This is a genomic window from Paracoccus saliphilus (assembly GCF_028553805.1).
Lineage (GTDB): Bacteria > Pseudomonadota > Alphaproteobacteria > Rhodobacterales > Rhodobacteraceae > Paracoccus > Paracoccus saliphilus.
Genome location: NZ_CP067140.1, coordinates 2,497,774 through 2,517,405 on the forward strand (window position 1 = coordinate 2,497,774; position 19,632 = coordinate 2,517,405).

Below are 19,632 nucleotides of genomic sequence, written 5' to 3' on the forward strand. Positions count from 1 at the left end.
GTAAGGGGGTGAACGACAAAGGGCGGCATGACGCCGCCCTTCATCACCGATATGGATCGAAGTTTACTGGCCCGGGTTCTTGTAGGAGCCGCGGAACTCGACGGCCGCCGCGCCGAAGATGTGGCGGGCATTCATGACCACCGCATCGGGATTCATGCCCTCGATGGTCTGGACCGTGGGCGCATTGTAGCCCTCGAGATAGGCATGGGCGATCGGCGGCAGATCGCTGGAGACCAGGTACCAGGCTGTATCCGAGCCTCCAGCGGCCGCGCCGAGATTGGCCACCACGCTCGGCTGCAGCGAGGATTTGTACGGGTTTACATCGCCATCCTTGTTGGGCGTCACCGTGGTGGCAAATTGCAACGCGACCAGTTCGAGCGCCGGTGGCACGATCAACCGATCGGGCTCGACCTGCATGAAATCGTCCTTGTCGGTCGAACCGAAGACCCGCTGTTCCCACATCGCCTTGCGCGCCTTGGCGACATTGGCTGCGTTGATCACCCCGGCCGTGCCGAGATTGTTGTGATCGGCATGAAACAGCGCCTTGCCGTCCGATTTGAGCTTGGCATTGTTGCGGATCAGCGACCAGACCATGGCGCTTTCCATGGTGCGTGCGGCCATGGCGAACTCGGTCGGGATGCGCTGGAAGGCGCCCATATCGTCATTGACCACCGCCTCGAAGGTCAGCTTGATGGTCCGGCCCCGGCGCTCGACCTTCAGCCCCTCGGCCTCGTCGGCCAGGGTGGCGGATTGATATTCGCCATTCTCCTGGACCGGTTTCAGCGAGAAATCCCCGCCGAAGCGGACCGAATGCAGTTCCCGGAAATCCGTCGCCGTCAGCGGCGTGCCGGTGACCATCTGCCAGGACGCATTGCGGCGCTGATAGGCCGCGAGCAGGGATCGGTTCATCACCTCGGTGGTGACATAGGCAAAATCGCTGATCCCATGCGCGCCGCCCATCATGGTGGTGGCGCGCATGCCGCGCCGGATGGTCTCGGCATCGTTATAGCCCCGGCCGGGTCCCGCGAGTTCCATGGCGAGATGGCGCAGGCGCATGCCCCGGAATTGCTCCGCCGGCCCTTCACCCTGCCCCATCAGCGCCCCGATCATCCCCTCCATCCGGGTCTCGGATTCGTCGCGGGTGATCGTACTGCGGGGATTGGCGGAACGGCCCGGGGCTTCCGAGGCGGCCAGCATGGTCAGGACCTGCGCGCTGGCAGCGTCAGCACTGACGCCCGTGTCGATCAGTTCATCGACCTGCGCCTGCATCAGCCGGCCCGAGGTCACGAAACTGGCCGTCATCTCGCGGATGCCGCGCACGCGGCTCCGCTCGCCCGCCAGAATATCCTCGGCCGAGGGTGCCTGCAGGCGCGTGGGCTCCGCCGGCTGCGGTGCGGACACCGGTGCCGGAGTTCCAGCCGGGGCCTGCATCGTGGCCGTGCCTGCAGGCGGGGTCTCATGCGCCGGATCGGCGGCGGGGGGATTGGCCGGTGTTCCGGCCGTCTTCGCTTTGTCAGCCATGTTGGCCTCCTTCTGGTTGTCTTGCTCTCGGGTGGTGGATGGGTGATCAGGGCGGTTGCCGCGTTCACCGGATCGATGATCGGCCATGCGCATCAGCAGGCGTTCGCGGCCGCGCAGATACAGCTCCTGCGCCTGGTCCTTCGTGCGGACCTCGGTCAGCATCGAGGTCTGGGGCGCCGCGGCCTCGCCCTCGTCCAGGACCCTGTCGGCGAAGCCCGTATCGATGGCGGGCTGCGGGCCCAGCCAGGTCTCGGCCCTCATGATCGCCCGGGCCTTGTCCGGGCTGATGCCCGCGGCGGCCGCATAGACCGAGGCATAGGTGCTGGAGACGACGCCCAGCATCTCGGCATGCCGCCTGGCCTCGTCCTCGGTCCCGAAAAACGCCCCCGACGGATCATGGATCATCAGATGCGAGCCGGCCGACATCAGGCGCTCATCGCCCGCCATGAAGATCAGCGAGGCCGCAGAGGCCGCCAGCCCCTCGACGATGATCCGGCAGCCGCCGGGATGACCGGCGAGGATGGTCCGGATCTGCTCGCCGGCATCGGCATGGCCGCCGGGGGAATTGATCCGCACGGTCACGCGGCCCTCGCCGAGCTCGGCAAGCGCCCGTCGAACCTTGGACGGACAGAAATAGATATCCTCCTCCCACATCCAGCCCGCCCAGGAATCATCGATGACATTACCGCTGAGGATCAGTTCACCATTGAAGATCAGATCACTGCCCGTGTTCATGCGCGTCTTCCTTTTCTTCTGCGGGGATCTCTGCGGGCAAAGCCGCAGGTTCCGGTTTGACAGTTCCAACCGAGGGCAGCCCGGCCGCCTTGTCGGCTTCCAGGTCCTGTTTGCGCTCTTCGCGGATACGTTCGGGATCGCGGCCAAGTTCGCGCTGCACGCCCTGGCGGCTGTTCAGCCCGGTCTCGACCTCCTCGGCCATGGCGCGGATTTCCTTGGTCGGATCGACAAGGATGCGCCGCGGCGGCGTCCAGTCCAGGGTGAAGTTCAGTCTGCCAAGATTGGCAACGCGCAGCCCCTCGCGGAACCAGCGTTCCATGCCGGCACCGAACTGGGCGATCATCAGTCCGCGCTGCCACATGCGCACCAGCCGGTCCATCTCGTTGCGGCCCAACCGCCCCGAGGAGAAGTTCACCCTCTCCAGGTCGACGGCGAGCGATTCATAGGTGACGCCGATCCCGGCCGCGATGGCGCGCAGCCCCTGTTTCATGAACTCCGAATAACCCTCGACCCTGGGCGGATCGACCACCACGGCATCGGCATCGGGGGGCAGCTCGACCACCGCGCCGGGGGACAGCTCGTCGAGCCCGGCGCCCGGCTTGGCGGGACGCTGCGCGCCCGGCGCCCATTTGACCAGGATCGCCAGCAGGGCCGAGATGCGCTGCTTGAGGATCTGCGCCTCCTGGTAATCCGACAACTCGCCAAGCGTCATCATCACCGGCGCCAGCCAGGGCACCCCGCGCAGCTGGCCGGGCCGGTCGAAGCGGCGCAGATGGATCACGTCGGACCAATGCACCCGTGTCGAGGCCAAGGCTTTGCGGCTGCGCACCGCACCCGGATGCTCGTTATAGATATGATAGGCCTCGATCGCGCCGGTGGGCCCGTATTCGACACCTTCGATGACCAGGTTGTCGCCCCAGCTCTGCCGCGTGACATCGAGGCAATCCACCTCGACCAGCTCGACCTGGTACGGCAGGGCGAGACCGGCGCCGAAGGGACCGTTCCGCCAGCGCCGCCGCAGCAGCACCTCGCCATCGGAGAACACCGCCGACATGCAAATCTGCTGCATCTCGAAGAGATCGTATTCGCCGATCGCATCGATATCACTGCTCAGCAGATGCTGCTTGATCAGCGCCTCGATCTTCTCCTTGCCGGCGGCATCCGTGCTGCGCACCGAGGGCACGATCCCCTCGCCGACCACGTTGGAGACCACCACGTCGCGGGCCCGCGCCGCATAGGCGCGGTTGCGGATCATGTCGCGGCTGAGCTGGCGCAGCCGGGCGCGCGAGCCATAGGCCGCGGCATCGGCCGCCGTGGCCGGCGCCTTCCAGCCATAGCTCCGGCGGCCCCGAGAGGCGGCGTCATAGTTCATCACCACCGCAGCCTGGGCGCGGGCCGTGGCCCGTCTGAGCCCGGCGGCGGGCGAGACCATGGCGATGGCGCGATCGAGCAGGTTCATCACAGCCCCCGCGTGGTCAGCGGGTAGCTGATCCGGGCTAGGTTGTCGGCACCGGAGATCTCCGCCTTCATATAGGCGATGATCTCCTTCAGCTCGGCCACGGATCGGAAGCTGAGCTTCTCTCCCGCCACCTCGGCGCTGGTCACGCCCCTGGCGAACAGGGATTCGACCCGGGCCACATCGGCCTGTGTAAACGCCATCAGCGCCTCCTGAGATAATTGATCTGGCGCGGCAGATCGGCCTGCGCCGGTTCATCCGTGCCGCGCGCCTCCTCGACCTGGTCGAGCGGCACCAGATGCGGGTTGAGATTGCCGGCCACGCACCAGGCGGGCGGGGCCTCCCAGTTCACCCGGTTGAGACCGAGATGCTCGGCCAGCGCCAATGCCTGGACCGAATGATCGAGGCTTTCATTGCGCTGGACGCCCTTCCTGAGTTCCCAGCCCTTGTCGGTGCGCTGCTCGGCGAGATGCTCGGCAATATGCTCGGCCTCCATCCAGCCGGGGATGTGCTGGGCCCCGATCGGGGTATCGAGGCGGCCAAGCGCGGCGGCCACCGAATCCTTGAGCCGGTCGACGGCCATGTTCAGCAGCTTGATGCCGCGCGCCTTCTTGCCGCCCGAGGCCCGTTCCGGGGCTTCATGCCAGACGCGATCGCGCTGGTTGAAGCCCGCCCGGCCGATCGACAGGAAGAAGCGATGGCCCATCCCCTTGCGGGCCTGCTTGCGCCAGAACTTTTCCGCATTGTCCGACCAGCCCTTCGGCCCGTTGAAATCGATCACGACAGCGACCGGCCTCACCCCCCAGCTCTCGCCCTCCACCGGGTAGACGCGCTCGGCCAGTTCCGCCAGCACCGCCGCATCCTCGGCATAGCGGCCGGGATCGATGGCGCGATACTTGCCGTCATCGCCCTTCGCGCTCGGCGCATCATCAGGCGGCTGGTGGATCGCGAAGCGCTCGAGCGCCACCCGCTCGCCCTCGGCGCCCCAGGCCATGGCCATGACCTCGAAGCGATTGCCCTGCACATCGACCATCACCGTGACGAAGCGCGCCCAGGCCGGGGCGATGCCTTTCGGGATCGCCAGGGCGTGATCGCGCAGGGTCTCCGCGGTGAGCGCATCCTCGTCGCCCTCCTTGGGGCGGCGATAAGGGATGCCGATCTCGGTATAATGCACCCCTTTGAGATCGAGATCGTCACCGGAGATCTCCAGGCCGCGCCGGGCGGTCTCGTAGCGCTCGACCAATCCGGACCAGGAGGCGAAGGCCGCCGCCGCGCCATTCAGGGCATAGCTGGCAAAGGGCACGTTGCGGATCGCCGCGTCATCGATCCGGACCAGCTGGCGCTGGCCGGTGGCCGCGTCCACCTCGCGGCCCTCGTGGAGCCAGCCGCCATGATGCGCCAGGGCGTGGCGGTTCAGCTCTCCCTTGTGCCGATGCGGCAGCACCGAGCCGCAATGCGGGCAGACCATCGCCGCCATGTCGCCGGCCTCGCCCGGATCGAGATCGGGATTGTAATTCAGCCGGTCGAAGCGGGGTTCGAAGAGCCCGGCGCAATCCGGGCATTCCCAGTACCAGCGTCCCCGCGTGCCTTCGTTGTAGAGATTGACGATCCCGCCGCTGGTGGCGGGCAGCAGATGCGGCTCGAGCGGGCTGGCCTCGCGGGCGGTCTCCTCGTCGACCGGGAAGGCCGGGGTGCTTTCCACGAAGACGCAGCCTCGGCTCAGGAAGGTCCGGATCCGTTGCAGCGCCATGCCGAAGGGCGAGGCTTCGGGGGCGTCCTTCGGGCCCAGCCTTTGCGGCATGTGATCGTAATCGGTCAGCAGCACCAGGCGCTGCGAGCGCGAGGAGAGCTGGTTGGCGACCGGGTAGCCGATGGCCAGCCGCATGCCCTTGAAGCGCTTGCGGCTGAAGGTGCTGTCCTCGCGCGCGCGACCGAGCCGTTCATGCAGCGCCGGGCTGTTCATGATCGCCGGATCGAGCTTTTCCTCGACCCAGGCATCGGCATCGGTCTTGGTCATATGGATCAGCTGCACCGGGCCCGGCGCGCAGGTAACCGCATGGGCGGCGACCGAGAGCAGCATCTGGCTCTTGCCGCTTTGCGACGGGCCGGTGAAGATCACCGCCTTGAAGCGGCGCGACTGCGAGACATCCTGCGGCTCGACCGTATAGGGCGCGACATTCCTGTCATAGGCGCTCCATTTACCCGCGACCGGAACCCGCAAGGCCCGTTCGGCCGCGTCGGTGACGGTGATCCGGTTCGGTGGATCGAGCAGCGGCAGCGCATCGGCGACGATTTCTTCGGGCGTCAGGAAAGGCGGCAGCGGCGGCAGGCGATCCATCCCGCCCCGCCCGAAATCCGGCATCTCGACCATCAGAGCCCCAGCTCGGCCTGTTTGCCGGTCATCGGCACAACCACACCGCTGCGCTCCAGCAACTGTTCAACCTGCTGGCGAATATCCATGCGCGCCTGATCGCAGCGCTCCTCCAGCTGGGCGACCTGTTGAGCCGACAGCCCGAAGTTCATCTCGGCATAGTCGGGCAGCGTATCCATCTCCGCGCCGATCGAGACGAAGATATCCTCAAACACCGCCCGGACCCGGTCCTTCCTGACCAGATCGCCGCGCTGCTCTGCCACACGGTTGCGATGATACTCGGCCTCGGCCATCGCCCGGATCTCGGCCGGGGTGAGGTGCCCGATCTCACGCTCGGTATCGGTGTCATGGTTCAGAAACGCCAGCCGGTTCTGGCGGTCGGATTCGCTCTGCTGACGGCGCGCGGCTTCGTCACTGGCGTCGCGCCATTGCCGCCAGGCCCAGCAATGCGCGAGGTTGAACTCGTAAGACACACCGTTCCGCCCGCCCGAGGCCACAGGCATGCCCTTGGCAATCCAATCCGTGATCGTATTCTCGGATTTGCAGAAGATTGTCGCGAGCCGCGAGCGGCTCACAGGTTGGCCGTCATCCACTGCCCCCTCAGGCAGGGGCCATGCCGCAACATCCAGCACCTCCCCGGTGCTGAGGGTGATCAGGTCTGACATCGGTGATTTCCTCTTCAAGAACAACAACAACAAGGACAACAACAACCCCTCGCGGAAATTGCTGGCCTAAATGTGGCGGGGTGCGAATTACCCCCGTGCCGGGCATGGCCGGGAAGGACCCGCGCCGATCTCAGCCTCGACTGGCCGCCCGCTCGACCATCTTCGCGATGGTGCGCTGCAAGTGCACCGGCAACCGGCGGGCCGAGACCGCCTCGGTCCCGTCGAAGAAGCCGAGCCGTTGGCGATATTCCGGCACGGCGGTGGTGAAGTGCAGGACTTTCTTGATCGAGCCATCCGGATTGCGTTTCCAGATCCCCGAGGACAGGCGCGAACTCGCGGCGGGCAGGAAATAACCGGCGCGGCGGCGTCTGCGGGTGCCGCCTGTTGCGGCGGCGGCCGGTGCCTGTCTCGAAACCGCGGCCAGCGCCTGGTTGCGTTCACTGGGGGACCAGTTGCCATAGGCGTTCAGCTTGGCTCCGGCGGCCGGAACCGCCGCGCTGATCTTACCATCATGCCCCAGGCGCGATGACAGCAGAGCCTCCAGCCCAGTCTGCCCCCGCTTGCCACCGAATTCCTCGACCTTCAGGTAATGGCGACGCCCGACCGAGGGCCGTTCCATCACCTTCGCCTCCAACAGCGACGGCTTGGCCCGCCAGACCATGAAGGCGTTCTTCGTGAACTGCGTCGGGCGGTCGAATACCTGGTCCATCCGCCCCTGCACATGCTTGAGCACGTCATCCGCCGTGTCGTTCAGCGCCCAGACCGCCGCCGTCCTCGCGTCGCGATCTGAAAGGCGGCGCAGGTTGGCCTGCAGCGCGCGATCGTCAAGTGAAAGTTGCAGCATCTATTATCCTTGATATATGCAAAACTTCCATCCGATCGGCAGGACGACACGCCATGAGAGGCACAAAAGCGCTTTATCTGATCGCTATCTGCTGCGCCCTGCTGCTTGGCTGGGCTTTCGGCTCTGCGTATCCAATTCCGTTATGGCCGAGTTCAGACTGCCATCGCCTTGGAGGTGCGATCCGCACAACTCAAGGTCCCGGCAAACCAACAGAGTGCATCATACCGTGGGACGACCACTGAACTGCCAAACGAAGAGCGCGGCAATTGAATGAGGTTCCCTACACCCCTCGAGGCGTCATCGGCCTGCCTTGCGATACCTTGTCATTGGCGGCATCATCCCATTGATTGCCTGACTTATTGGAGTGTTACCGTGAAACGGATCGCCTTACTTGCCACGCTTTTGATTCCGACGTGTGCCCTGGCTGAAACCACGGCTTTCATCCAAAAGAACGTCGAAGGACAAAACCAGATCGGCTTCCTCAACACGATGCCCGACGGTCGGGAGGTGATGTTAGCCATATCCTGCCCCATAGATGAGCCGATGCACCTCGCAGGAGCATTGGATTTAGAAGCGGCCCCCCCATGGAACCCACTAGGTGAACGCGTCACGTTCAATCTGGACGGCCTTGCCATCGAGCGGGAGATGGTCGCGTTCGATCAGTATCTGGTTCTTCCAACTGGAACGGAAGACGATATGCTGCGCGGAATTCTGAAAGCGGATAACGTATCAATTACGGTGCAGAAGGACATAAACGCGGAATTTTCCTTGACGGAAGCTTTGCCGCATATCGAGGCATTCCGTTCACTTTGCACAAAATAAACGCATCGCACTGCTCCCTCGGTATCGCACGCCACCAAACCCGAAAATAGAAACGCCCGCGAGGGGATGATCCCTGCGGGCATACGTCTAGATGATGCCAATACTTATGCGCCCGTCCGTCCTAAGCAGTCAAGGAAGAATTTTTGCTTAGCAATGTCGAAGCAACCACATACGGCGGCTTTGAGCCCAAATTGACTTTGGCGCGCGGGTTCGGGATAGTCCGATGAAGGTAGTTCGGGTGACAAAGTGCGATTTCTAAATAGACTGTTGCAAAGTCCGAGTAAGCGGGAACCAGAAAAGCAGCTGGTACTGGTCTTTATTCCTGCACTGGTCACTGTGCTGATTGCCGCTGAGAACAAGAAAGGTTCCCCTTTAGAAGAGGATGAGGTGCTCTCGATACGAGACAGTGCAGTTTGTATGGCAGTTAGATTTTCAGATGCGGTGGAGGCGGAGAGACGGCGTGGTTACCCTGACATAGCGCCCGAAACCGCATGGGAGGACTGGAAATCGTTGCGCCTTAAGTTGTGAATTTGGCTCGTCCACATAGATGGCAGCTTTGTCCGCATTGTGTGAGCCCGCCCGGCCAGTGACCTTGCACTCGCAATGAATGACCGAAACGACGGGCCGCCTCACTGCTTCGGTTCGACTGATCCACTCGATGTATGTTGCCGGCTGCTTTTGCGCGCGAGAATAAAAGCAGTTATCGGACCGACTATGATCGCTGGGATCATCCCCATGATCAGCGCGCTATTAAGGGCAAAGACGAACCAACTCGGAAGCAAGCCGACATCTGCCGCAATGATCATCGCCAATATCGCTGCTCCAGTTGTAATAGTGCCGGCCAAGACTTCACGGATCATCCGGCTCCAGCCAATCATGGCAAGGCCCCTGAAAACAATAACCCATATAACCAGGGAGGGAACCACTGAGACGAGTATGGTTGCTGCTGCGGATTCTGTCCACCATCCGAGTATTGATGGGGAGAATTCAGAAATGATTGCGAAGGCGAGGTAAAGGGAAATCGCTCCCACGATCAGGAAAGTGTTCAGATACCAGCGTATGAAAATCCGAAAATCGTGCTGATATCGGCTCAACCCTATTTCACGAAGCACCTGGCCATCCTTTCGTTAAGGCTCAACGAGGGAGCGTGAAGTCATCAACCCAAGACACGACAAGATTATCATACACGCTCAGGACATGTGGTCCAGAACACCCGCCAACGCCGCCATGAGCGCGCGAGTGTTGCGAGAAGAGTCAGTCCACCCATGCCCCTTCAGCACCTGCCGAAACGATTTCCCTTGCAGGCAGATGGCCTCAACCAGATCACGATCTCGAATATTACGCGCCGTCTTTCCACCCCTTGCCGATGGCCGCACCCGTCGAACCTGCATGGCCACGCCATTACCGATCGCCCGCTGCATCCGCCGGATCGCCTCACCCTCGGCCAGAAAGGCATCCATGAACTCCCCACCCTTTCCCGATCCCGACGCGACCAGACCCTCGAGGCTGGCCAGCTTCATGCCACCGGCACTGTGCCGTTCCACGAGATCGCGATAGAGCCGCGCGGCATTGACTTGCCCCTTGGTGAAGGGCGGCGCCTGGTCCCGCTTGGCAGCCTTGATCGCCAACTGATCGAAGATGTCGATGGCCTGCGCTGCCTTGAACCCGCGCCAGCCGGTTTCCTCCGCTTTCCAGCCTGTTTTATCCTTGGGATCGGGCATCATCACATGCGGGGTGACACTGCGCGACGGACCACGCGCCGGGGCGATCGGGATCTCGGGCCCGCAACCCTCCGCCGGAACAGCACGCGCGATCAGCGCCTCAAAACGTTCCTGTTCATTACGCAGACGTGCCACACCAGCAGGTGGACCATAGAACTCCAACTTCATGCATCTGCCCCTTCTTCCACGGCGGATTGGATTGCCTCGATCTCGGCCAGTTCGGCATGCCAGCCTTCCAGCCAGCGCTTCTCATTGGGTGTGGCTCTCCCGATCTCGATATTCTCGCGGATCACCCGCCGCCGGTGCCGATTGTTGTCTGCATCCTGCTTGAGGCGGGAAATGATGTACTTACCGGGTGGGGGGCCAAGCTTCTTGGCGACCTGGAACAACTCTACCGCCCAGCCCTCGGCCATCGCCTGTCGGCCCATGGCCGATTTGATCAGGCTGCGCGCATAGGCGCAGTCACGCGGTGGCGGGCATTGCAGGGTCATCGCCCAACTACGGATCAGCCCTTCCTCGGGCCAGACGCCCTTGCTCGCGTGGCGGGCGATCAGATCGACCATGGCACGAAGGTTGTCATCCGACATGTAACTGAGCCAACCGCGCAATCGAGCCAAGCTCTTTTCATGCGCCTCGGCGCTAATGCCGCGCTTGCGCGACAGGCCCGCCAAGGGCTCGAACAGCAGCGCATCAACCCGCGCCTTCGCTTCCGCTGTCACACCCGACATTGCCACATCCCTTCTTTCTCAGCCCTTCCAACTTATCCACAAGTACGAACGCCGGAATGTCGCAGCCCGGTCGCTGTCTTTGTCTTTGTCTTTGTCCCTGTCTCTATCGAGCGAGACAGTCTCGAAGTGTCTGCGGACTGTCTCAGACTGTCTTTCGGACAGTGTCGGGACAGTTCGGAAAGTCTCAGCCGCGCGTTCGATTTCGCGCCATGGTTAGGTCCAACATGTGATCGGACCAACGGGCGATCCCGCGCTCGATCCAGCTAGAAGACCGGTATTCGCAGCCTTCCTTGACCAGCCACTCATCGATCCACCGGACCGCGGCATCGTTCTGGGCCAATTCGGCCTGATACCCGGCAAGCGATGATCGCAACCGCAAAAGGCGCTTCGCCGCACTGGCCGCTTCGCTGCGCGCCCGGTGATCCTCTTTTCGTGACATGGCCTCGGTCAGAGAGCGCAACACCATCGGATGCATGAGCCGGATTTCTTCCCGGCACTTGACGCGCCGCCATTTGTGCAGCGGTCCGAACTCCAACCGGCAGAGCTGCGAGAAGTGGTCGCGATCGACAAACAGCATCTTGGCAAGGACGGCATGATCGGTCGGCAGGGTGCCCACCGGCGCTTGGTCATAGCTGATATTGATCAGGTCGAAATACAGCGCCCGGCACTCGGCAGTGCCTTTCAGGCGCATGTCGCAATTCAGCCAGCGCCGCCGCTCCCACGCCATGAAATAGTGGCTGTCGAGCCGATCCTCGACCGTCAGCGGATATTCATCGAGATCATCGATGGCCGCGAGTTGAACCTGCGTCATGCAGCAATCCTCTTGCGCTGAACCGCCGATCTAGGGTCGCCTGAGGATAGCGCCGCATGAAAGCCCTTCAGGATGCGGTCACCCTCAACACCCGCCAATGCGCAGACCTGCCAGAAATCCCGGCCGCCAAACCACGATTGGGCACGCTCGACATCCTTGGGATGCGCCGTGATCGATGGATGCAGAGCATCTTCCCATGCCATCGACAGCACATTGCACCAAAGCGCTCGACAGGCATCGACCGGGATATGCGCAAGGGGCGATACTGTAAAATCAGGTTTTGTCATGTGACACCCCTGCCGGCCGGCCACCAATCCCAATCCGTCAAGCCCAACAGGCAGACACGGCGATATGCACCACGCCAGCCCGTGGTGCGCCATTCATGGCCGGTGTCGTTGCAGCGCAACATGACGACGGTGGTGGAAGTAGCGATGTCCTCGATGTCCGCCGAGTCCATGCGGAGATCGGCAGCGACCTGGTCGACGCTGCGATCAACCAACATCCTGCGAATGCCTGAGGGAGTGATTTCGAGAATATCTTTCAATCTTGTCTCCCATCCCAATCCAAGCCGCAGCGCTGGAAGAATTTTTCCGCCGTTTTCTTGAAGCGATGATGCAGGGAAAGGGCGCGGGTCGACCGCGCCTCGTAGAACCTTCCCATCAGGTAATTATAGAGCCTGGTCATTTGCGCCCCTCGATCCGGCCAAAGACAACTTCGGCGCCAGCGATGGCAATGACGGCCATGACATAGCGAAGCGAGGCGTCATGTTCTTCGCGCAGCCAGTTCTTCACCTGGCGCTGCGAGACATCGAGGACACCGGCAGCTTTAACGGTCAGATCATGCTCGGATGGCGACGGAAATGCGCGCCAAAGCATGTTGCGAAACCACTTTCGCGGATTTTCGGCAGGATTTTTCATCGGAAAGTCTCCATGTTTCATCTGTGAGGGTGAAACTGGAGAAGACGATGAGCAGGAGGGCGCGGTGTGGATGGTCACGCTGCGTCCTCCCGGGAGGAGCGCTTAGAACGGCGCGATCTTTCAGCTACCAGTGCTGCACGAATACGTGCTTCAGTTTCTGGCCAAACACGACCCGAGCTACGAAGCCTCGGCATGAGACGCCCATTTTTTGCCAAGACAATACCCGCCCGGTACTCAGACAGCCCAGTCTCGGCAATAAAATCATCGATCTCGGTAAGCAGGTTGTGTTTCATAATTCGACGTATAGGCACGCTATAGCGTTCATGTCAATGCACGCCATAACGTTCGAGCCGCGCGCAGATAGTCGTGCTAATCAATCGTCATGAATAAAGGTTGGTTCGATAGACTTGTCCTGGCCATCGAGGCCGACGATCGCGGGATGCGAGAACTAAGCCGGCTTGCCGGCGTGGGGCCAAACTATGTTCAGCAGATGATCAAAAACCACAAAGAACCGGGAGCGGATCGACTAGCACGGATACTTGATGTGCTGGGCAAGAAGAACGCTCTATACATCCTCACTGGCATCAAGGCTGATGACGATGACCTTGCATTCCTGGCAGTTCTTCAAAGCCTTCGCCCTGATGTGAAGAATCAGGCGAAGGCGCTTCTTGCTTCAATGCAAGCTGACGGAGAGAATGCAACGCAATCTCCCTCTGTGAATCAGGAAGATTCGCCCACAGAGCAATGATTTCTATGTCAATAGCATTCATGACGCCCTCCGCCCGCACTGGAACATTAGGCGAACATTCGCCGATCAGCAACCCGAGAGCCGCTAAAGAATTGCCTAGAAATCCAAGTCCAATTTTACCCCAAATGATCCTTCATCCACCTTCACTCGCCTTTTGCGTAGCCAGCCGCCGACGATTAGCGCCTCGACCAATACCCTCTCACCGACCCACCCCATGCGGTCTAGTTGCGTTGTCCACCGCGCCGCATCAGCCCGAGAAAGATATCCAACCTTCTTATCCTCTATCAAAACGGCAACAGCGTTCGCATCGTAGGGATTGCTAGGCTCGGCCATAAGTACTGCATCACATTCCAACTCAACGCCTTCCTCTGTCTTTGGGCCTGCCAAGCTAGTGAGCTCAGCTTGATAGTGACTTTCCCCGACAATATCGAACTCATAATCGCCTGGGCCCGATATCCGCCTCATCCTGTGCGATGTACTATTTTGCAGGGGCGAACTATCGCGAGCCCCGCCGAGGCCGAATAGCCAACTCAACAATCCCATAGGTTCCTCCAATTGGGGCAGCGATTCTCGAATTGATTGTGGCAAAGCACCGATCAACTTTACAGAAGAACCAATTGATGAACGCTATAGCGTTCTATCTGTATTGACATGAACGCAATAGCGTGCAATCCAATCCCAACCGACACCCATCGGAAGGGAGCTCACCAGTGACGACCTCAGCATTTTTTGTGGAACCTGCGCAGTTCGCATCTGAGCAGATGGAAGCCCGCCATTTCGCGCCTGGTGAGATCGCGGGAGCCGTCATCCCCTACGGCACTGTCATCATCAAATACCGCAGTGGTGATCTTGATCGCTTTCCGGGCGTTCCTGCGGCTGCGGCTCGTGAGATGGCCGAAAAGGTTCACGATTCCCGGGCATTCTCTGGAACGCTGATGATCGAATGCGCTGGCTGTATCGGCATAATCAATATGGCCGAGGTCGAGAGCATCACGTTCCTGCAGGGTCAGAACGAGGCCCAGCCATGACCCTCGAGCTGATCGCCCTTCGCGCCGCCCAAGCCACCCTATTCGTCACGTTCCTGCTGACCGCGCCGACTTTCATGGCGCTGCTTATCCGGTGGGGCGGAACGACCGTGCAACAGGCGATGGGCTGGTGAAGCGATGCCGCATCCCCACTTTTCATCAGATATTCACTTTCGCGCCACGACCTGGTGCGCATCGGAAGGGTGCCGTTCTGCTTCGCACCCCACTGGCCCGCGACTGCGCCTCTTCTCCTCAACTCCCCTGCGGTCGCGGGCATTTTTCACCTTCAGCTGAAAGGACAATTCATGTCGCAGACACCGGAACTGCGCAGCCTCGATCAGATTCTGTCTCTGGCAGATAACGGAGATTACCTGCCCGACCTGCAAGAGCGCATCGAGGCCAACAATATCGAGATGCGGCAATTCGCCAATGATTTCTCGGCCAGCGCCAAGGCCAAGATCACGCTCACCATCGACATGAAGCTGGATCGTTTCGGCCAGTTGGAGCTGACGGTGGATGACAAGATCGTCGGGCCCAAGCCGCCGAAGCACAAGGCGGTCGCCTGGATGACCGGCGGCGGTGCCATCACCACCCACAATCCCGCGCAATCCCGCATGGAAATCCGCGACGCCGATGATGGTCGCCGCGAGCTGCGCACTGCTGAGTAAGGAGAGCTGACCGTGACCCAGGACACCCCGAAGAATATCGCCGAGACGGTGATCGAGGAAATGAAGCGCGTGGGTGAGGTGCAGTTCGTCTCGCTTCCCACGGCAGAAGCGCCGGAGACACCCTATATCGTCGCCGCGCCAGAAGGCATGAAGTTGCATGATCTGACTGCACAGCATCGCTCGGTCATGGAGGCGCTGCGCCCGCTACAGCGCAAGGGCAAGGCACAGTTGGCCGATCTCGATAGCCTGATTGCCTGGACCAATCGCTTCAAGGGCGAAGCCACTGCTTTGTTCGGACAAATCCATCCGACGCCGAAGATGCTTTCCGTGATCGACTATCACGGTGGCGGCGCGCCGGTGATTGATCCCGAGGGTGGTGATCCCTCCGCCAGCCATGGCCGTCATACCGGCGTCTATACCTTCCCGGTTTCCGAGGAATGGAAGCGCTGGAACGGCATCAGCGGTAAGAGCCTGACGAAAGACGAGTTCGGCGAATTCATCGAGGACAATGCCAATGACTTCCTCGATCCGACGCCGGCGCTGTTGGGCAAAGCCTCCGGTGATCTGCAGCCATGGGAAGAGCGTATGATCGAGATTGCGCAGAAGCTGCAGGGCCGGTTCGGGCAATATGCGGCGCTGGCGCATCTGTCACGTGAGTTCCAGGTCCATGAAACTGGCCATCTGCAGGTCAAGACTGATCGCGACACGGGCGAGGCTAAGGTCCAGTTCCTGACCGAGCACAAGGATCCCGATGGCCAGCCGCTGAGCCTGCCGAACCTGTTTATGATTGCCATCCCGGTTTTCGAGGAAGGCGCGCTATACCGCCTCGCCGTTCGCTTCCGCTACCGGAAGTCCGGCAGCGAGGTGCGGTTCATCGTCAGTCTCTACAATGCCGATGTCGCGCTTCGCGATGCCGCACGGGAGGCCATGTATCGCGCACAGGCCGAGACCGAGGTTCCGCTCATGATGGGTGTGCCCGAGGTGGGCGTGGCATGAGCGGCACTGAGAAACACAGGGTGGCGCCAATGCGCCATCCCATCGAACCGTTGCCGATTGACCTTCCGGCTGTCGAGGATCACGAGGTGCCGTCACCCCTGCAGTCCATCAAGGCCCGTGATCTGATCTTCATCGCGGTCGGCATGTTCGGCACCTTCGCTGGTGGTGCGCTGGCCGCACGGTGGTTGAAATGAGCATCCCTACCCTTTCCGCCTTCACCGACGATCAGCTCCGCGAGGCTTACGCCTTCCAGGTCCGCCAAGGCTATCGCGGTGACATGGGTCGCACTGCAGCTGCGATGGCGTTGCTCGAAGATGACGGCACTATTGCCGATGACGACATGATCGAGCGGCTGGCGGCCGAGATCGGGCGAGCGGTTGAGGAGTCGGGTGCGCATGACTGACATGCTTTTCGACGACCCGCTTCAAATGACGTGGCAGCGACCCGCGAAGAAGAGCGGATGCGGTCGCAATCCTTCTCTTGGCCCTGGTAGCTGCAAGTTCTGGTGGGAGGGATGCCCTCGCGCAAAAGAACGCGGTTGCTATCAGCTTTGGGAAAGGGCGCAGGCAGATGCTGGAAATGTTCCGGACGGACCGGGGAAGGCACGGCGCCCATGATCTCCCTCCGCATCCTCATCGCCTGTGAAACCTCGGGCGTAATGCGCCGGGCCTTTGCTGCCCGCGGGCACGATGTCTGGTCCTGCGACATTCTCCCGGCTGAGGAGGGCAGCAACCGGCACATCACCGGCGACGTGCGCGACTATCTCGATGACGGGTGGGACCTGCTGACTGTCATGCACCCACCCTGCACGCGCCTGTGCCGGTCGGGCCGTCGCTGGATGTCGGGACCGGGCAAGTGGACGCAGCCCAAACAACTGCCGCGTGGGCGCAATTGGGAGAGCATGAAGAACGAGTTCGTGGAAGGCGTGGATCTCTTCATTTCATGCTGGCGTACGCCGATCGAGAGGGTAGCGATCGAGAACCCCGAAATGAACGATCTGGCCCGAGATCGCATGCCGGCCGATCTCCCTGCTCCGCAGATGGTTCAACCGTTCTGGTTCGGTGAGCCGTTCTACAAGGCCACGGGCCTCTACTTGCGTGGCCTGCCGCAGTTGTCCCCGACCAACAGGCTGCCGGAGCCCGAGCGCGGTAGCGACGAATGGAAACGCTGGAACGCGGTTCACAGGGCCCCGCGCGGCGGCCCTGACAGATGGAGGCTGCGCAGCCGCACGTATGAGGGTGTGGCAGATGCCTGCGCCGATCAATGGGGCAGGCATGCGATGGAGGTGGCGGCATGACACCCAATCTCACCTTCCACAAGCCGCATGAGGCTCACGAGACCGGCCGCATTCTGGCATTCTGTCACAAGGCGTATATCGGACGCATCAATCCCCTTGGGGACGGCCGTGCAACTTGGGAACTGGATCGCAGCGACCACCGAGGCACGGCGAAGTCCGTTCAGGCGGCAGAGGCGGCACTAGCCGAGGCGTTTGGGCAGTGGATGGCAACGGCCGGGCTGGTGCAGACATGAGCCAGCTTCACACATTCCACACCCTGCGCCCCTATGGCGGTTTCGACATGATCATGGCCGACCCGCCCTGGTCATTCGACAATTTCTCATCCGCGGGCGAAGCGAAGAATGCCAAGGCGCAGTACGCCTGCATGTCACTCGATGACATCGCTGCCCTGCCCGTTTCTGCCTTGGCGTCCGACAATTGCGTGCTGTGGCTCTGGGCCACCAACCCGCTCCTGCGCGAGGCCTTCGACATCATGGATGCATGGGGCTTCAATCGAAAGACGGCCGGTCATTGGGTGAAGACCACCAAGCACGGCAAGCTGGCCTTCGGGACCGGTTACATTCTGCGTTGTGCTGGTGAGCCGTTCCTGATCGGAACGCGCGGATCGCCGAAGACCAGCCGGTCGGTGCGCTCGGTCATCATGGGCCCGATCCGCGAGCACAGCCGCAAACCCGACGAGGCGTTCGCCGAGGCAGAGAGGCTGATGCCGGGTGCCAGGCGCATCGAACTGTTCAGCCGCCAGCGCCGTGAAGGATGGGCGAACTGGGGCAACGAAGCCGAGAAATTTCAGGAAGTGACGAGCTGATGGGACGGCCGCGTGCAGCCTATACCAAAACGGACATCAGGAGAGCCGTGCAGGGTGCGCGCGAGGCCGATCCAATGGCGGTGGTGGAAGTGGTACTGGGAGAAGTTACGCTCAGAATATTGCCACCCGAAACCCCGCTTGACGAATGCATTGATAACGACAAACTTGGGCTACCCAAACAATGGTAGACCCAATGATGATCGAACTACCTGGCTTGCTCAAAGAGCGGCTTCCATCAGGCGCATTCCGTTATCGCGTCAGGGTCGAAGGGAATAAATCCCGACGGATAAGATTGAACGTTACGCCAGACCATCCAGATTTCATGGAGCATTATCGCGCGGCGCGGCGCGGTGTGGCGCTGGAAGTCCATACCGCGCCCGAGGATCGCGTAGTTCGCAACTCCATAGCCTGGCTCAGCTACAAGCACGAAGCCGCTTTGGAGCGACAGGTCAATGCCGGTCAGGCGTCTCCGCTCACTCTGAAAAAGCGTAAGCAAATCATGGCCAGGCTTCGCGAAGAGTATGGCGAATATGATATGCGCATGCCGCAAATGAAGATCATCGAGCTGCGCGATAGCATGCTCGAAACTCCGGCATGGGCCGACAGCATGGTTGAAGGTATCCGCAGCATGTACCGATGGGCTGTAAAAGATGTTGGCCTGTGCCAAGTCAACCCGGCAATCGGCATCGAAAAGATCAACAAAGGTAAGGGTGGCGCCATTCCCTGGACTGTGAACGATCTGAAAAAATATCGAAAGTTTCACAAGCCTGGAAGCACGCCGCACCTCGCTCTCACCCTATTTATGTTCACTGCATGCCGAATTGGCGATGCGGTCATTCTAGGTCGAGACAACGAGTTCAAGCAGGATGGCATCAGGGGAATTGCCTGGCAGCCACAAAAGCGGGGATCGGCCTTTGTTAAAATTCCCATGGTTCCACCACTCTACAAGGCAACCAGAGCAACGAAAGTTCAAGGTCCGACATATCTCCTGAACGACAAGGGCAAGCCATTTACATCGTCCGACAGCTTCGGCCAGATGTTCCGCAGGTGGTGCCGTGAAGCCGGGCTTCAGAACCGGTCCAGCCACGGAATTCGAAAAGCAGCTGGTCATCTGCTCGCGCAAGAAGGATGCAGCCAGTACCAGATCATGGCCATCCACGGCCATACGCAGGCAAAGACCTCAGAAATCTACACGAAGGGAGTCGAGCGTTGGCGTATGGCAGCAGATGCTATGAAGCGCCTGGAAGGCATGGACTGGTAGAACAAACCGCAAATTTCGTGGGACACCCTAATTGTAACCTATTGGAATCATTGAGGTGCGAATACTAAGGCATGGGACACATTTCCGTTGAAAACATTACGAAAATTCGTCTGATCGTATCCCATCGCCCGCTCCAATCACAAAGAGGCCGGACCTTCACAGGGTCCGGCCTCTTTGATTTCTTGGCCCAATATCGACACAAGCAGGCATCGCAGCCCAAGCATGTTCAGGCATGACATGT

General features: G+C 61.1%; 26 protein-coding genes. 12 read left to right on the forward strand and 14 right to left on the reverse strand.

All coding sequences use genetic code 11. From position 1 onward, the window contains the following. Nucleotides 1-63 precede the first annotated feature (63 nt). The 6 genes from JHX88_RS11975 to JHX88_RS12000 all read right to left on the reverse strand — a co-directional run bounded on the left by JHX88_RS11975 (nt 64) and on the right by JHX88_RS12000 (nt 7,592). The gene (locus JHX88_RS11975) at nt 64-2,256 is read right to left on the reverse strand and encodes a head maturation protease, ClpP-related (protein ID WP_076526980.1); all 2,193 of its coding nucleotides are present in this window, start codon (nt 2,254-2,256) and stop codon (nt 64-66) included. Continuing rightward, entirely contained in the window at nt 2,240-3,715 is a 1,476-nt protein-coding gene (locus tag JHX88_RS11980; RefSeq protein ID WP_076526979.1) for a phage portal protein, read from the reverse strand. The genes JHX88_RS11975 and JHX88_RS11980 overlap by 17 nt, the downstream gene beginning before the upstream one ends. Beyond that, a complete protein-coding gene (locus JHX88_RS11985) occupies nt 3,715-3,915 on the reverse strand; it encodes a phage head-tail joining protein (RefSeq protein ID WP_076526978.1) in 201 nt (66 codons plus the stop codon). Before JHX88_RS11985 ends, JHX88_RS11980 begins: the two co-directional genes overlap by 1 nt. Further along, the gene (locus tag JHX88_RS11990; protein ID WP_076526977.1) at nt 3,915-6,083 is read right to left on the reverse strand and encodes a terminase gpA endonuclease subunit; all 2,169 of its coding nucleotides are present in this window, start codon (nt 6,081-6,083) and stop codon (nt 3,915-3,917) included. The genes JHX88_RS11985 and JHX88_RS11990 overlap by 1 nt, the downstream gene beginning before the upstream one ends. Next, complete coding sequence (locus tag JHX88_RS11995) at nt 6,083-6,748, reverse strand: terminase small subunit (protein ID WP_076526976.1); 666 nt, start codon at nt 6,746-6,748, stop codon at nt 6,083-6,085. Before JHX88_RS11995 ends, JHX88_RS11990 begins: the two co-directional genes overlap by 1 nt. Before the next feature lie 130 nt (nt 6,749-6,878). Continuing rightward, entirely contained in the window at nt 6,879-7,592 is a 714-nt protein-coding gene (locus JHX88_RS12000; protein WP_076526975.1) for a hypothetical protein, read from the reverse strand. Nucleotides 7,593-7,964: 372 nt separating this feature from the next. Between JHX88_RS12000 and JHX88_RS12005 the strand changes: the two genes are divergently transcribed. Beyond that, a complete protein-coding gene (locus JHX88_RS12005; RefSeq protein ID WP_076526974.1) occupies nt 7,965-8,414 on the forward strand; it encodes a hypothetical protein in 450 nt (149 codons plus the stop codon). Nucleotides 8,415-9,043: 629 nt separating this feature from the next. On the opposite strand, the gene JHX88_RS12010 is transcribed toward JHX88_RS12005, so the two are convergent. The 7 genes from JHX88_RS12010 to JHX88_RS12040 form a co-directional block, all read right to left on the reverse strand. Further along, complete coding sequence (locus JHX88_RS12010; RefSeq protein WP_141225867.1) at nt 9,044-9,526, reverse strand: hypothetical protein; 483 nt, start codon at nt 9,524-9,526, stop codon at nt 9,044-9,046. A gap of 78 nt (nt 9,527-9,604) precedes the next feature. Then, nucleotides 9,605-10,303, reverse strand: a complete 699-nt coding sequence (locus tag JHX88_RS12015) for a hypothetical protein (protein ID WP_076526972.1) — start codon at nt 10,301-10,303, stop codon at nt 9,605-9,607. Beyond that, a complete protein-coding gene (locus JHX88_RS12020) occupies nt 10,300-10,863 on the reverse strand; it encodes a hypothetical protein (protein WP_076526971.1) in 564 nt (187 codons plus the stop codon). The genes JHX88_RS12015 and JHX88_RS12020 overlap by 4 nt, the downstream gene beginning before the upstream one ends. Nucleotides 10,864-11,047: 184 nt before the next feature. After that, nucleotides 11,048-11,674 carry a hypothetical protein gene (locus tag JHX88_RS12025; RefSeq protein WP_141225866.1) on the reverse strand — a complete coding sequence of 209 codons (627 nt, stop codon included), beginning with the start codon at nt 11,672-11,674 and terminating at the stop codon, nt 11,048-11,050. Then, the gene (locus tag JHX88_RS12030; protein WP_076526970.1) at nt 11,671-11,961 is read right to left on the reverse strand and encodes a hypothetical protein; all 291 of its coding nucleotides are present in this window, start codon (nt 11,959-11,961) and stop codon (nt 11,671-11,673) included. Before JHX88_RS12030 ends, JHX88_RS12025 begins: the two co-directional genes overlap by 4 nt. Then, a complete protein-coding gene (locus tag JHX88_RS12035) occupies nt 11,958-12,218 on the reverse strand; it encodes a hypothetical protein (RefSeq protein ID WP_076526969.1) in 261 nt (86 codons plus the stop codon). Before JHX88_RS12035 ends, JHX88_RS12030 begins: the two co-directional genes overlap by 4 nt. A gap of 136 nt (nt 12,219-12,354) precedes the next feature. Further along, the gene (locus tag JHX88_RS12040; protein ID WP_336389868.1) at nt 12,355-12,591 is read right to left on the reverse strand and encodes a hypothetical protein; all 237 of its coding nucleotides are present in this window, start codon (nt 12,589-12,591) and stop codon (nt 12,355-12,357) included. Between the two features lie 382 nt (nt 12,592-12,973). Here JHX88_RS12040 and JHX88_RS12045 point away from each other — a divergent pair, with 382 nt between their 5' ends. Beyond that, a complete protein-coding gene (locus JHX88_RS12045; RefSeq protein WP_076526967.1) occupies nt 12,974-13,339 on the forward strand; it encodes a helix-turn-helix domain-containing protein in 366 nt (121 codons plus the stop codon). Between the two features lie 96 nt (nt 13,340-13,435). Here the strand turns inward: JHX88_RS12045 and JHX88_RS22335 are convergent, their stop codons facing one another. Continuing rightward, entirely contained in the window at nt 13,436-13,882 is a 447-nt protein-coding gene (locus JHX88_RS22335) for an HIRAN domain-containing protein (RefSeq protein ID WP_076526966.1), read from the reverse strand. A 167-nt stretch (nt 13,883-14,049) separates the two neighbouring features. On the opposite strand from JHX88_RS22335, the gene JHX88_RS12050 reads away from it, so the two are divergent. The 10 genes from JHX88_RS12050 to JHX88_RS12095 all read left to right on the forward strand — a co-directional run bounded on the left by JHX88_RS12050 (nt 14,050) and on the right by JHX88_RS12095 (nt 19,391). Further along, nucleotides 14,050-14,367, forward strand: a complete 318-nt coding sequence (locus JHX88_RS12050) for a hypothetical protein (RefSeq protein WP_076526965.1) — start codon at nt 14,050-14,052, stop codon at nt 14,365-14,367. Next, a complete protein-coding gene (locus tag JHX88_RS12055; protein ID WP_272848016.1) occupies nt 14,364-14,498 on the forward strand; it encodes a hypothetical protein in 135 nt (44 codons plus the stop codon). Before JHX88_RS12050 ends, JHX88_RS12055 begins: the two co-directional genes overlap by 4 nt. A 171-nt stretch (nt 14,499-14,669) precedes the next feature. Beyond that, nucleotides 14,670-15,032: a hypothetical protein gene (locus JHX88_RS12060; RefSeq protein WP_076526964.1), complete on the forward strand. Its 363-nt coding sequence runs from the start codon at nt 14,670-14,672 to the stop codon at nt 15,030-15,032. 12 nt (nt 15,033-15,044) lie between these two features. Then, a complete protein-coding gene (locus tag JHX88_RS12065) occupies nt 15,045-16,028 on the forward strand; it encodes a DUF2303 family protein (RefSeq protein ID WP_076526963.1) in 984 nt (327 codons plus the stop codon). Beyond that, nucleotides 16,025-16,222 (forward strand): hypothetical protein, encoded by a 198-nt coding sequence (locus tag JHX88_RS12070; protein ID WP_141225865.1) that lies wholly within the window; start codon nt 16,025-16,027, stop codon nt 16,220-16,222. Before JHX88_RS12065 ends, JHX88_RS12070 begins: the two co-directional genes overlap by 4 nt. Continuing rightward, nucleotides 16,219-16,431, forward strand: a complete 213-nt coding sequence (locus JHX88_RS12075; RefSeq protein ID WP_076526962.1) for a hypothetical protein — start codon at nt 16,219-16,221, stop codon at nt 16,429-16,431. The genes JHX88_RS12070 and JHX88_RS12075 overlap by 4 nt, the downstream gene beginning before the upstream one ends. A 210-nt stretch (nt 16,432-16,641) precedes the next feature. Further along, nucleotides 16,642-17,325 carry a hypothetical protein gene (locus JHX88_RS12080; protein ID WP_076526961.1) on the forward strand — a complete coding sequence of 228 codons (684 nt, stop codon included), beginning with the start codon at nt 16,642-16,644 and terminating at the stop codon, nt 17,323-17,325. After that, nucleotides 17,322-17,558, forward strand: coding sequence for a hypothetical protein (locus tag JHX88_RS12085; protein ID WP_076526960.1), 237 nt, complete (start codon nt 17,322-17,324; stop codon nt 17,556-17,558). Before JHX88_RS12080 ends, JHX88_RS12085 begins: the two co-directional genes overlap by 4 nt. Nucleotides 17,559-17,605: 47 nt before the next feature. Continuing rightward, on the forward strand, nt 17,606-18,130 hold the full coding sequence (locus tag JHX88_RS12090; protein ID WP_272848017.1) for an MT-A70 family methyltransferase: 525 nt from the start codon (nt 17,606-17,608) through the stop codon (nt 18,128-18,130). Between the two features lie 193 nt (nt 18,131-18,323). After that, a complete protein-coding gene (locus JHX88_RS12095) occupies nt 18,324-19,391 on the forward strand; it encodes a site-specific integrase (RefSeq protein ID WP_084203215.1) in 1,068 nt (355 codons plus the stop codon). Nucleotides 19,392-19,632: the final 241 nt, after the last annotated feature.